At 43.6% G+C, this 13,055-nt stretch carries 10 protein-coding genes and 1 riboswitch; of the genes, 5 read left to right on the plus strand and 5 right to left on the minus strand.

Annotated elements, in window-relative coordinates:
* The first annotated feature begins 275 nt into the window (after positions 1-275).
* The 4 genes from topA (at position 276) to RXX31_RS04950 (ending at position 7,399) form a co-directional block, all read left to right on the plus strand.
* On the plus strand, positions 276-2,903 hold the full coding sequence (gene topA / locus RXX31_RS04935) for a type I DNA topoisomerase (RefSeq protein WP_317587990.1): 2,628 nt from the start codon (positions 276-278) through the stop codon (positions 2,901-2,903).
* Between the two features lie 888 nt (positions 2,904-3,791).
* Positions 3,792-5,009, plus strand: coding sequence for a glucose-1-phosphate adenylyltransferase (gene glgC, locus RXX31_RS04940; protein ID WP_317587991.1), 1,218 nt, complete (start codon positions 3,792-3,794; stop codon positions 5,007-5,009).
* Entirely contained in the window at positions 4,999-6,471 is a 1,473-nt protein-coding gene (glgA, locus tag RXX31_RS04945; RefSeq protein WP_317587992.1) for a glycogen synthase GlgA, read from the plus strand. The genes glgC and glgA overlap by 11 nt, the downstream gene beginning before the upstream one ends.
* Before the next feature lie 124 nt (positions 6,472-6,595).
* Entirely contained in the window at positions 6,596-7,399 is an 804-nt protein-coding gene (locus RXX31_RS04950) for an alpha/beta hydrolase (RefSeq protein WP_317587993.1), read from the plus strand.
* Between the two features lie 268 nt (positions 7,400-7,667).
* Here RXX31_RS04950 and RXX31_RS04955 read toward each other — a convergent pair whose 3' ends face one another.
* From RXX31_RS04955 to torD, 5 genes are all read right to left on the minus strand, one after another.
* Complete coding sequence (locus RXX31_RS04955; protein WP_317587994.1) at positions 7,668-7,991, minus strand: putative signal transducing protein; 324 nt, start codon at positions 7,989-7,991, stop codon at positions 7,668-7,670.
* Positions 7,991-8,683, minus strand: a complete 693-nt coding sequence (locus RXX31_RS04960) for a TVP38/TMEM64 family protein (RefSeq protein ID WP_317587995.1) — start codon at positions 8,681-8,683, stop codon at positions 7,991-7,993. The genes RXX31_RS04955 and RXX31_RS04960 overlap by 1 nt, the downstream gene beginning before the upstream one ends.
* A gap of 181 nt (positions 8,684-8,864) precedes the next feature.
* Positions 8,865-9,455 (minus strand): TfoX/Sxy family DNA transformation protein, encoded by a 591-nt coding sequence (locus tag RXX31_RS04965; protein ID WP_317587996.1) that lies wholly within the window; start codon positions 9,453-9,455, stop codon positions 8,865-8,867.
* Between the two features lie 116 nt (positions 9,456-9,571).
* A riboswitch (cyclic di-GMP riboswitch) is annotated at positions 9,572-9,660 on the minus strand.
* Positions 9,661-9,928: 268 nt separating this feature from the next.
* Positions 9,929-10,933, minus strand: a complete 1,005-nt coding sequence (purR, locus tag RXX31_RS04970) for an HTH-type transcriptional repressor PurR (protein WP_317587997.1) — start codon at positions 10,931-10,933, stop codon at positions 9,929-9,931.
* Between the two features lie 430 nt (positions 10,934-11,363).
* Positions 11,364-12,011 (minus strand): molecular chaperone TorD, encoded by a 648-nt coding sequence (torD, locus tag RXX31_RS04975; RefSeq protein ID WP_317587998.1) that lies wholly within the window; start codon positions 12,009-12,011, stop codon positions 11,364-11,366.
* Between the two features lie 264 nt (positions 12,012-12,275).
* Between torD and torR the strand changes: the two genes are divergently transcribed.
* Positions 12,276-12,986, plus strand: coding sequence for a two-component system response regulator TorR (torR, locus tag RXX31_RS04980; RefSeq protein ID WP_317587999.1), 711 nt, complete (start codon positions 12,276-12,278; stop codon positions 12,984-12,986).
* Positions 12,987-13,055: the final 69 nt, after the last annotated feature.

The following is a 13,055-nucleotide window of genomic DNA, read 5'->3' on the forward strand; positions in this document are numbered from 1 at the left end:
TGATTTTGTGATGAGTAACAAAATTTCCTCAATTCGATTAGCAGTAGTAAAGTTTGCCTGATTAGATATGCCGACCAGACCTTTTTGAGCCCTGTCTGTTTAATGTATAAAGACGATGAATTGTCAACCGATCAGATCCGAATTGCAAAAAAGCAGTTGATCTTCTTTTCATCTCGCACAATAGTAAAAAAAGAAGCAATGAAATAGAACATTATGCGGGTGACTTCCAAGTCAGGAAATTACCCGCATTATTATGAAGGACGTTAGAGTCAGTTATGGGTAAATCACTCGTTATAGTGGAGTCACCAGCCAAGGCCAAGACAATAAATAAGTACCTTGGTAAAGACTTTGTTGTTAAGTCTAGTGTTGGTCATGTGCGTGATCTGCCTACGGCCGGCCAAAGCACTGGTGAGAAAGCCGCTGCCATTTCAACTAAAGGGATGAGTGCTGAAGAGAAAGCACGAGTCAAAAAAGAGAAAGATCGTAAAGCGCTGATCAAAAAGATGGGGATCAACCCTTATCACGATTGGGAAGCGAATTATCAGATTCTTCCTGGCAAAGAAAAAGTAGTCAGCGAATTACAAAAATTAGCCAAAGATGCTGATTACGTCTATCTCGCAACCGATTTGGACCGCGAGGGGGAAGCAATCGCATGGCACCTTCGTGAGATCATCGGTGGCGATGAAGAGCGATACAAACGAGTCGTTTTTAACGAGATTACAAAAAATGCTATCCAGCAAGCTTTCCAGACACCTGGTGAGTTAAATATGGATGGCGTAAATGCACAGCAAGCGCGTCGATTCATGGACCGTGTGGTTGGTTTCATGGTTTCTCCGTTGCTATGGAAGAAAGTCGCACGTGGCTTGTCGGCTGGTCGTGTTCAATCGGTAGCGGTTAAGTTGCTGGTAGAGCGTGAGCGCGAAATCAATGCGTTTGTACCAGAAGAGTTCTGGGACATCCACGCAAACACCAAGACCAAAGACAAAGCGGACTTTAAACTGCTAGTCGCTCAGAAAGATGGCGTTGCCTTTAAGCCTGTCAATGAGACAGAAACCAAAGCCGCTATGTCTGTGCTGGAAAACGCAAGCTTCGAAGTGTGCAAGCGTGAAGACCGCCCGACGAAAAGCAAGCCGTCCGCGCCATACATTACTTCTACACTGCAGCAAGCGGCAAGTACTCGCTTGGGCTACGGTGTAAAGAAGACCATGATGCTAGCTCAGCGCTTATATGAAGCGGGTTACATCACCTATATGCGTACAGACTCAACCAACTTGAGCGCAGAAGCTGTCGATTCAGTTCGTGATTTCATTGGCTCTGAGTTTGGTGATAAGTACCTTCCAGCTTCACCGTTAAAATACGGCAGCAAAGAAGGGGCTCAGGAAGCGCACGAAGCGATTCGTCCTTCAAGCGTTGATGTGAAAGCGGAAGACCTGCAAGGTGTCGACGCAGACGCGCACAAGCTTTACGCGTTAATTTGGAACCAGTTCGTTGCGTGTCAAATGACACCTGCTGAGTATGACTCTACAACTATCAGCGTCAAAGCCGACGAATACACGTTAAAAGCGAAAGGTCGTATTCTTAAGTTTGACGGTTGGACTCGCGTACAGCGTCCTATGGGCAAAAACGAGGATACAATCCTTCCTGCGGTACAACTTGGCGATAAGCTGAACCTAGAGTCACTTGATCCTAAACAGCACTTTACCAAGCCGCCAGCGCGCTACACTGAAGCCGCACTGGTTAAAGAACTTGAAAAGCGTGGTATTGGCCGTCCTTCGACTTACGCATCAATCATCTCGACGATTCAGGATCGTGGTTATGTGAAAGTAGACCAGCGTCGATTCTACGCAGAGAAAATGGGTGAAATTGTTACTGATCGCCTAGACGACAGTTTTAATGACCTGATGAACTACGACTTTACCGCGCGAATGGAGCAAAAGCTGGACCAAATTGCGGAAGGCGAAGTCAACTGGAAAGCGGTACTTGATAACTTCTTTACTGACTTTACCGGTGATCTTGAAAAAGCGGATCTTGACGAGTCTGAAGGTGGTATGAAGCTTAACCACATCGTGATGACAGACATCGAATGTCCGACATGTGGTCGCCCAATGGGGATTCGTACCGCATCGACTGGCGTATTCTTAGGTTGTTCTGGCTATGCTCTGCCACCTAAAGAGCGCTGCAAGACCACCATCAACCTAGGCGATGAAGAAGGCATCATCAACGTTCTAGAAGAAGATGTAGAAACGGCGGCTCTTCGTGCTAAGAAACGTTGTCCAATCTGTGAAACCGCAATGGATGCGTACCTTATCGACGAGAAGCGCAAGATGCATGTTTGTGGTAACAACCCCAACTGTGAAGGCTACATCGTTGAGTACGGCGAGTTTAAAGTTAAAGGCTATGACGGACCTGTTGTCGAGTGTGACAAGTGTGGTTCTGACATGGTGCTTAAGAATGGTCGCTTTGGTAAATACATGGATTGCACCAGCGAAACATGTAAAAACACCCGTAAGATTCTGAAGAACGGTGAAGTCGCGCCGCCGAAAGAAGATCCAGTGCATTTCCCTGAACTACCATGTGAAAACTCGGATGCTTACTTTGTGTTGCGTGATGGGGCATCAGGTCTGTTTATGGCAGCCAGCAACTTCCCTAAATCACGTGAAACCCGTGCGCCGCTTGTGTCAGAACTTGCTCGTTACGAAGACCGTTTACCAGACAAGTTCAAATATCTTGCTACGGCTCCACAGGAAGATCCTGATGGTCGTCCGGCTGTCGTTCGTTTTAGCCGTAAAACGAAAGAGAACTATGTTCGCTCTGAAGAGAACGGCAAGCCAAGTGGCTGGACGGTGCTTTATGTCGATGGCAAATGGGAAGTCACCGATAAGCGTAAAAAACCTAAAGCTTAAACACTTCAGTGAAAAATAAGGCAGCGATTTCGCTGCCTTATTTTTTACTTTATATTAGTTATCTATGATTTCACCGATATATTATTGCTATTTAATTTTGACCTATCATCTTTTGGTCTAAAAACCTTATCTCAAACCTTTCTCATTCATTTTATAGTCACATGTATGTTGTAGTGTGCAACTCGGATAACCTGATATTTACAAGCGTACTTTGTACACAGAAAACAGGGTGCCTATTTAATTGACTAACGATGTATTAATTTAGTTCGTAAATTGTTTTCAACTTGTAGCCTATTACATTTTCTAATGTGATCTGAATATCGTATCGAGCAAGTTGCCTGCACCCAACACACAGAATGACGTATTTTAAATTGTAATGGAGATTCAAATTGGATATTTTATTACAAAAATAAATGCAACCAAGTGCACTTAAAGTTAGTCTCGACAGATAAGAATATTTAGGGCGTGTTGCTTCGTGATGATATTGGTATCGAGGTATTAGGCATGAATATAAATAACCTCGTTGATTTGTCATTTTTTTATTGAGAAGCAAATCACGATTTAGAATTGCCAAATATCGATAGCTCAATGGAAGTGGGCTGGGTACCTATACTTAAAGAGTGCTGACTTTTTTGATTAGAAAATGGAATAGCGCTCTCATAAACTCATTTTCGCGTTTAAAACGAATTTTCGAGTAAAGTAGAACACTATCCACGAAAAGTTAACACCTCCTGCAAATTGGCAGAGCAATGCCAACGCTCTTTTAATTCGCATTATATGTGCTCGAAGAAGCACGGAATGCGTCTGACAATGTGTTCACTTGATTCCCCACAATACATTCAATTAAGTGAGCATCCATTCCAAGCTATAACTATATGGAGAACGACAATGGCTGGTGTTTTGGGAATGATTCTTGCTGGCGGTGAAGGCTCTCGCTTGAGACCTTTAACTGAATCTCGTAGTAAACCTGCAGTTCCATTTGGTGGTAGTTATCGCCTGATTGACTTTGCACTCAACAACTTTGTTAATGCGGATTTAATGCGCATTTACGTACTGACCCAATTTAAATCACAATCACTGTTTCATCATTTAAAAAAAGGATGGAACATCAACGGAATCACTGATCGTTTTATCGACCCGATTCCTGCTCAGATGCGCACGGGTAAGCGTTGGTATGAGGGGACGGCAGATGCCATCTATCAGAACCTTCGCTTTATGGAAATGGAAGAGCCAGACCAAGTTTGTATTTTTGGCTCTGATCATATTTACAAAATGGATATTAAGCAGATGCTGGATTTCCATACCAGCAAGCAAGCTTCATTGACCGTCTCGGCTTTACGCATGCCGCTTAAAGAAGCCTCTCAGTTCGGTGTTATTGAAGTTGACAGTGAAGGTCGTATGATTGGCTTTGAAGAGAAGCCAGAAAGTCCAAAATCGATTCCTGGAGATCCTGAGTACGCCCTTGTTTCAATGGGCAACTATGTCTTTGAAGCGAAAGATCTGTTCTCTGAATTGATCGAAGACGCCAGTAACGAAGAATCTACCCATGATTTTGGTAAAGACATTATCCCGAAAATGTTCCCACGTGGTGATGTGTTTGTGTATGACTTCAGCACCAACAAAATCAATGGTGAGAAAGAGCAAGTATACTGGCGAGATGTCGGTACCATTGATGCCTACTGGGAAGCTCATATGGATCTGCTAGAAAAGGATGCGCCATTCTCTCTGTATAACCGTAAATGGCCGCTGCATACCTATTACCCGCCTTTACCGCCAGCAACGTTCACAGACTCAGACAACGGTCGAGTACAAATTATCGATAGCCTAGTGTGTAATGGCAGCTATGTTCGAGGCTCCCGAATCGAAAAATCTGTACTTGGTTTTAGAAGTAATATTGCATCTGCCTGCGATATCAGCGAATGTATACTCCTTGGTGACGTCAAAATCGGTGAAGGCTGTGTTTTACGTCGAGTAATAGTGGACAAGAACGCCGATATCGCACCTGGTACACAAATTGGAGTGAACCTCCAGGAAGATAAGAAGTTCTTCCATGTGTCGGATGACGGTATTGTGGTTATTCCTAAAGGAGCACGAGTTGGCTACTAACAACTTATCTATTCTGTTTGTAGCGTCTGAAGTCGAAGGATTGATTAAAAGTGGTGGCTTGGCTGATGTAGCCAAGGCACTGCCCGAAGCGCTCCACGGTCTTCAGCAAGATGTACGTATTACCATCCCTGCATACCGTGGTATTGAAAGGCTGGCTGAAGCGGAGGTGCTGCTAGAGACAGAGCTAACGTCTTGGCCGCACACTGAATATCGAGTATTGAGGCTGTATCTTGGTGATATGCCTGTTTACCTGATTGACTGCCCGCCTTACTTTAATCGTCCATCAATGTACGCTGAGAATAACGAAGCCTACTCAGATAATGGCGAGCGCTTTGCGTTTTTCAGTGCTGCTTGCTTGGACATGCTACCTAAGTTGGACTTCAGGCCAGACATTGTACATGCCAATGACTGGCACACTGGCTTAGTACCATTTTTGTTGAAGCATCGATACGTCTCAGACCCATTTTATGCGAATATCCGCAGCGTGATTTCGATTCATAATGCGGTGTTTAAAGGGGTATTTAGCTATGATGAAGTGCAATGTTTGCCCGAGTTTCACGGCCGAAATGTCCCGGATGCAGGGGTTAGTTCAACGCACATTGCGATGCTGAAAGCGGGTGTGTTAAACGCTGATAAAATTAACGCAGTTAGCCCTACCTATGCTGAAGAGTTACAGACAGAGCTTGGTAGTCATGGCATGGCGTGGGAGTTCCAACAACGAGCAAACGACTTAGTCGGTATTCTCAATGGTTGTGATTACAGTGCCTGGAACCCTAAAACAGATGCTTATTTGCCACTGAACTTTGAACCCAATGAACAAAGCATGGTTGCCGGCAAAAGTGCTTGTAAAAAAGCACTGCAGCAACGCCTGAATCTGGCCGAGAAGGGCTGTGCTATGTTTGGTATGGTTTGTCGCCTGACAATGCAGAAAGGACTGCATTACTTGCTGCCAGCGCTGACGGACTTTCTAAAGCACGATGTTCAATTGGTTGTGGTCGGGACGGGTGATCCTGTTCTTGCGACACATTTAGCGGAGGTTGCTGAACAGTTCCCTGATAAATTTGTCTTTGTTGAAGCGTATGACAATGAGCTTGCTCATTTGGTTGAAGCTGGATCTGACTTCTTCTTGATGCCGTCTGAATTTGAACCGTGTGGACTCAATCAGATTTACAGCATGGCTTATGGTACTTTGCCTATTGTGCGTGGCGTTGGGGGCCTAAAAGACAGTGTTAACGATTATGATGCTGATCCGTCTGACGCGACGGGTTTCGTCTTTTATGATCCAACCCCGCAAGCTTTGTTGTTAACCATGCTCAGAGCGTTGTTGTTGTATGCGCAAGACAATCCAGAAGTGAAGCGGGTTCAACTGCACGCAATGCAACAGGATTTTTGCTGGCGCAAAGCGGCGGAAGAATATTTGCAGCTTTACCACTCAGCATTAACGCCTTCTATTCCACATTGATGGTTTTTAAGCTAATCTGAAATTGTAACAAAAGGCACCTAAAGCGGTGCCTTTATTATCGCCTGTCACCCTTGTGTGATAGGATTGCTCTCTCATTTAATAACAATACTATTATTATTGGTATATGACTCAGCCACTACTTTTCCATAAAACCTATTTGCACCCCACCAGTAATGAGTGGGTCGTTTTCGTGCATGGTGCTGGTGGCAGTTCTTCGATTTGGTTTAAGCAAATTAAAGCCTATAAACAGCACTTTAATTTGTTATTGATTGATCTTCGAGGACATGGGAAGTCCAATCAGCTATTGAAAGAGTTGATGACCAGCCGTTATACCTTCACGGAAGTGACTCAAGATATCTTGAAAGTCCTGGATCACTTAAAAATCCAGTCTGCGCATTTTGTAGGGATGTCGTTAGGAACCATTATCGTCCGAAATCTTGCCGAGTTGGCGAGTGAGCGAGTCGATTCAATGGTGTTAGGTGGCGCGGTCACTCGTCTTAATACACGTTCACAAATACTCGTCAAATTGGGTAACTTTGGTAAACATATCTTACCTTATATGTGGCTGTACAAGTTGTTTGCGTATATCGTCATGCCGCAGCGTAATCAACGAGAGTCTCGCCACCTGTTTATCAGGGAAGCCAAAAAGCTCTGCCAAAAAGAGTTTAAGCGTTGGTTTATTTTGGCAGCGGATGTGAACCCGCTAATGAAGTATTTTAAAGACAGAGAATTAGCTATTCCAACGCTTTACTTGATGGGCGATAGGGATTACATGTTTATCCAGCCCGTGAAAGAGATGGTTGCGGCACACAAACTGAGTGTACTGCGTGAGATCCCAAACTGTGGTCACGTTTGTAACGTGGAGCGTCCGGAAGATTTCAATCAACATTCGATTGAGTTCATCAAGCGACAAAGTTTAGTTGTTTAATTTATAAGGTCCTAGGTCCTAGATTTTAGGCCATAGGGGAGCTCTCTTGCTGTCTTCACTTTTCCGTAAGCGAAGCGCTCAGTAATCCCAATCAACAACTACAAACACTGAAGTCCCAGCGAGCAATCCCAGGACCTAGGCCCTTCCTGTTATCCGTAAGCGAAGCGCTCCGTATTCCCAAACAACAACTACAAGCGCTTAATACAAACACTGAAGTCCCAGCGAGCAATCCTAGAACCTAGGACCTAGGATCTAGGACCTTAACTACCTAGCCCCTTCCATCTATCTGATAACCACACTGCCAGCAAGCACCAAATTGTCCTTCATTGATTTCTGAACATTTAGGGCATGTCCAATCTTGATAGGTGTTTGGCTGAGCTTGTTTTTGGTAATCATCAATAATGGCAGTTGCTTTCATATGCTGTTCTTCTGCGAATAGCCAGACATACGGGTCTGTATCGTCTCCGAATGGCAACTCTCCTTTTAGACCGAAAAGACCTTCACCACGAACCTCACAATGTATTTGCTCTGTTTTAAGCAGTTCGCAAACGATATGTGCTTCCGCCGGATTTTTCGCAATAAATATCTTCATCAAGAATGTCCATTTGGCTGTATCTGGTTAGGTCTGAGTTTCTTCATCACCCATTTGACAATCATAGGAAAAAGACCGAGCAACGCAAATGAGGCTAGAACACTGGGAGAGACAATATCCGATAGACTTTCAATCGTTGCTAACTGAGTACCTGCATTGAGATAAACGGCTGTACCTGGGAGCATTCCGATTTGGCTAGTAATATAAAAGCGACCAACAGACATTGGGGTTAACCCCATCAATAAGTTGATGAGAAAGAAAGGGAATACAGGAATTAATCGCAACGAAAGTAGGTAAGATGATCCGTCTTTTTTGACGCCTTCGTTGATCGCGCTGAGCTTAGCAGCAAATTTTGTTTGTACCCAATCTCGTAATAAGTAACGGCTGCTCAGGAAAGCTAACGTCGCACCGATAGTACTGGCAAAGGAGACAAGAACTAAGCTCGCCCAGAAGCCAAATAGGGCAGCAGCTAATAAAGTGACGACGGCTGCGCCGGGAATAGAAAACGCCGTGATCGCGATATAAGCGATGAAATAGAGCGTAATAGCAACGACAAACCTTTCACTAATATAGGTGTTGAGCGCTTCTTGTTGCGCTTTGGCGTTATCTAAAGTGAAGTACTGGCTAAAGTTAACGGCTAACAAAATTATCGTTAAGAGCAGTATCAACCCAAAAACCAGTTTTTTATTCATTGTTGTACTCCGGAAGGACAGCCTTGCCCTAAGAATTTAACAGATACCATTAGAAATAGGGTACTCGTTATCAATTATTTGATATACAGACTTATAGACAGGTTGAGGCCGGAAAAAATTTCAAAAAAAACCGCGGCTAGAGCTGCGGTTTAAATACATCGTAAAGATTTGTCTCTGCTGGTTAAGAAAGCGCACTTTTTAGCTCTTCTCTGCGAGATTGGGGAACGACGCTCCAATGAGTGCCATTTATTGCCCCTTCTAAAGCCCACAGCAGCTCAATGCTTACTTTTGCAGAGTGCGAGTCACGTATCGCCTTGTAAGCACCTAGTGCGCCAGCTTCTTCAAGTTGTTCAACTGATTTAATGCCAGCTTTCTTAAGCATTCGTTCTGTGGCTAGTCGTAAATTTGGCAGATCTTTTAACCTGTCAGGTTTACTACTGGCTTGTTGCTTTTTTTCTAAATTGGCTTGTTCTAAAGACTTCTTCGCGACTTCTATCAAGCGTTCACTGGATTCCCATAAGTCGTTGGAAATCGCATAGTATTTAGTAACGACCGGAAAACCACGTTTTTTATAAACGTACGGTTTTAGTCCTTGCTTCTCGAAGTTAGATGAAGTTTGTTGGTCTGCTCGTATATGAAGTTGATCATTTACAACCAGTGCAAACATCGTTTCATCAGCGAAAAGTCCGAAGCCACCAAACATTGAGCGCGACTTGATCGTACCAAGTGCCTCAAATAGCTTCATAGAATCTTTGAGTATCGGTTTATCCATTATGTGTTATCTCGGTGTAATTAATATTACGCCACCAAAAGTCAGGTCCGAGAGAATAGCAAATACATGCAGGAACAATGTCATTATAGAGTAAACTCATTATACGCATATTTGCCATCGGTAACCCCGCTACCTTCCATTAGAAACATGGTTAAGGCCGGAAGCTTTGCGTCCCATCCTTTCGGATGGTTTGCCCTGTGCGTGACACGTAGAGAATACTTTTTATCTTGAATTAACATCACGTTTCAGAGATCAAAATGTGATGTTGCTTCAGTAAAACGCCCTTATATTATGGTTGTGGTTTCATAATTGAGATTGAAGACTGAGCACAGGTTGTAAGGCTATGTGAGGGAGCTCGTGTTTATACAAAACAGCAACTTATAAAATGTTTATTGATTGTAGTGAACACAAACGACGAAAAAAGATAATTTTTAACGTGAAAAATAAGCGCTCTGGCGAGCGCTTATTAGTAATTAATTGAGTTTTTTGACCGTATTTCGAATGACCAACTCTGGCTGCATTTCAAAAATGCGTTTCTCGTGCTCTTTGTCTTTAATACGTTCAAGTAGAATCTCAAAAGCATTTTTACCGACACGCCGCTTCGGTTGGTGGATCGTTGTCAGTGGTGGCGAGAAATACTCTGCCAACTCGATGTTGTCGTAACCGACGACAGATATCTCTTCTGGAATCTTGATACCATTTTGTTGTAAACGGCTCATCAAACCGAGCGCCATGGTGTCATTGAAACAGAATACGGCCGTTGGACGTTTTTCCATGGCAGTAATTTTGTCTGCGACCAAAACAGCGGTATCACATTCAAAGTTACCTTCAAGAATCCAGTCCTCGTTTACCGGTAAATTCGCTTCTGCCATGGCGCGGCGGAATCCAGCGATACGCTCTTGGCATGCGAGTTTCTCAAAGTGGCCACTCAAGCAAGCAATATCGGTATGACCATTATCAATCAGGTACTTAGTCGCGATATATCCACCTTCTTCTGAGTTGTCCATAATTTTATCGGCTTGGGAGCTCTCTGGGCCCCAATCCATAACAACTTTTGGGATATCAGAATGGCGATCGAGCATTTGTTTAAGTTCTTCGGTCAAGTCGGAACACATCACCAGAATGCCATCTACACGCTTTTCTGCGAGCATGCGGATGTAATCTCTTTGCTTTTCATAGATACCACCAGTGTTACACAGGATTAGTGTGTAGCCTTGTCGGTAACAGTAACTCTCTACACCATCGATGACTTCGGAGAAGAATAGGTTGGTAGATTGCGTTACCAACATACCGATAGTCCGAGTTGAGTTACATTTCAAGCTACGAGCTACCGCACTTGGTGCATAGTTAAGCTCATCAACAGCTTTCATTACTTTTTCTTGCGTTGCTTCTGCAACAAAACGCGTTTTGTTGATAACGTGCGAAACTGTTGTGGTAGAAACGCCGGCTAATCGAGCGACGTCTTTTATAGTGGCCATAAATGGTGTCCTGTATCGAGCTACTAATATACCGAGGGACTAAACCTTGTGCTGCGTGTCTTGTGTAAACTTAGCGCAACAAAATTAATGGCGCTGAGTATGTTTAGCAGTGGTTACTCCGAAGTCGGTAGAGGGTAAGTAGCAACAGCGGTTGATAAAGCAACTTTCTTCAACTGAGTGCAGAAAGGTCAACAACCTATTAAGAAAACACAAAAACCGCTTTATTTCAGCGGTTTACATAAAATCATATTTAATCGTTTGCGTTCACATTTTAGCCCTATGCGGGCAGGCTGGCAATAATTTCAGCAATGGTTTTGTGTCTCGGAAGTCACATTTTGATTGCTAAAAAGCGAGCGCTCGGAACAATTTTAATCGTTAACGAATAAAATATAGGGAACCTCATCGACAGGCTCCCTAAAATAGGCGGCAATTATTCACCAAGAAGGTAAGCGCTGTCCAGTTTACAAAATGCAATTAATAGTTGCGAGACACTGGCATAGAAGCCAAATTCATCCAGTTGCTGACATTTTTGTGCGAACTGTGGTAACCAGGACATGAGTTGGCCTTGGATGAATTCATTTTGTTTTAGGAAGGCTTCTTCCATGTGTTTTTCTTGTTCAAACTCATTAGAGCGAATGATCATATTACCTAAGAAGTCGAGCTCTACCGCTAAATGGTCGGCGGGTTCCTTCAGGCTGTCGTCAACTTGGACACCAAACTCCGCCATCAATCTTTCCATCTCTTCTGCTGGCTTGTCATTGAGCAAACCTGATTCGCCGATATACATCGAAGCGTAAGGAAGTGCGCCGTACTTTTCTGTCTTTAAGAACAGCTCACAAAAATCAGCAGCAAGCTCTAGTTGCGCATCTTCACGGTCTTGTAAGCGATTCAACGCGTCAACAAGGCGATCAATTGCGGGTTTGAGAGATTCATTTTCACCTAAGCCCGCCAAAAAGCTACGAATTTCGACACTATGGTAAGCCTCCAATTCTTTGGCTGTCAGTTCTTTAGCGAATAAGCTAGAAAACCACCAGTAGATCTCGGCGCGTTTTTCATTAAAAGCTTTCACTTCTTGCATTTTAGGCTCCTGAATGATGCTCTGTTTCTGGCACCACAAAATCAAATTCAGATGTCCCTTAAGTGTAATCAATTAAAATGAACAGCAGTAACTATAACTATGATGTTTTATAGAGAAATATGTCCATTTATTAACAGGGTTCAGTAAGCTTGTTTTGAATCAACAAAATCATTAAATCTTGCTTTTTAGCCCGCCCATGACTAGAAATGTTAATAGTTATGAATAGAATACATCTCGAATAATAAATGACAGAAAGTGGTGTAAATGAGCTATCACGTATTAGTCGTAGAAGATGATGTTGTAACTCGCAGTAAGCTGGCGGGTTATTTCCAAAATGAAGGGTACACAGTCAGTGAGGCCGAAAGCGGCATGCAAATGCGTGAAGTGCTGCAAGCTGGTGACGTTGACCTTATCATGTTGGATATTAACTTGCCGGGTGAAGACGGCCTGATGCTTACGCGTGAATTACGTAGCCAATCGGATATTGGTATCATATTAGTGACAGGACGCACGGATAGCATCGACAAAATCGTTGGTCTGGAAATGGGGGCGGACGACTATGTCACCAAACCTTTTGAACTCAGAGAATTATTAGTTCGCGTTAAAAACTTATTGTGGCGTATTTCGAATGCACGCAATGGCTCAAACAAAGTGAACGAAACTAACGAACAGCATATTGTCCGTTTTGGCGAGTGGACGTTTGATATTCAACGTCGAGCGTTGAGCCGCAACGGTGAGCCGGTCAAACTGACCAAGGCGGAGTACGAGCTATTGGTTGCGTTGTCTTCGTACCCGAATCAGGTGCTGAGTCGGGAACGAATTCTGAATATGATCAGCCATCGTGTGGATGCGCCAAATGACCGCACAATTGACGTCTTAATTAGACGCATGCGTGCGAAGATGGAATTTGACCCTAAGAACCCGCAAATCTTTGTTACCGTTCATGGGGAAGGCTATATGTTTGCTGGTGATTAATACTCAAAACACAAGCACAACAAAAAGGAGAGCCGTTGCTCTCCTTTTTGTTCCGTTAAATGACCTTCT

It is taken from the genome of Vibrio sp. EA2 (assembly GCF_033042495.1).
Taxonomy (GTDB): Bacteria; Pseudomonadota; Gammaproteobacteria; order Enterobacterales; family Vibrionaceae; genus Vibrio.

Bases quoted from the DNA above. Each gene is read 5' to 3' on its own strand.
- topA (WP_317587990.1), top strand. From the start codon at position 276: ATGGGTAAATCACTCGTTATAGTGGAGTCACCAGCCAAGGCCAAGACA.
- glgC (WP_317587991.1), top strand. From the start codon at position 3,792: ATGGCTGGTGTTTTGGGAATGATTCTTGCTGGCGGTGAAGGCTCTCGC.
- RXX31_RS04950 (WP_317587993.1), top strand. From the start codon at position 6,596: ATGACTCAGCCACTACTTTTCCATAAAACCTATTTGCACCCCACCAGT.
- RXX31_RS04955 (WP_317587994.1), bottom strand. From the start codon at position 7,991: ATGAAGATATTTATTGCGAAAAATCCGGCGGAAGCACATATCGTTTGC.
- RXX31_RS04960 (WP_317587995.1), bottom strand. From the start codon at position 8,683: ATGAATAAAAAACTGGTTTTTGGGTTGATACTGCTCTTAACGATAATT.
- RXX31_RS04965 (WP_317587996.1), bottom strand. From the start codon at position 9,455: ATGGATAAACCGATACTCAAAGATTCTATGAAGCTATTTGAGGCACTT.
- purR (WP_317587997.1), bottom strand. From the start codon at position 10,933: ATGGCCACTATAAAAGACGTCGCTCGATTAGCCGGCGTTTCTACCACA.
- torD (WP_317587998.1), bottom strand. From the start codon at position 12,011: ATGCAAGAAGTGAAAGCTTTTAATGAAAAACGCGCCGAGATCTACTGG.
- torR (WP_317587999.1), top strand. From the start codon at position 12,276: ATGAGCTATCACGTATTAGTCGTAGAAGATGATGTTGTAACTCGCAGT.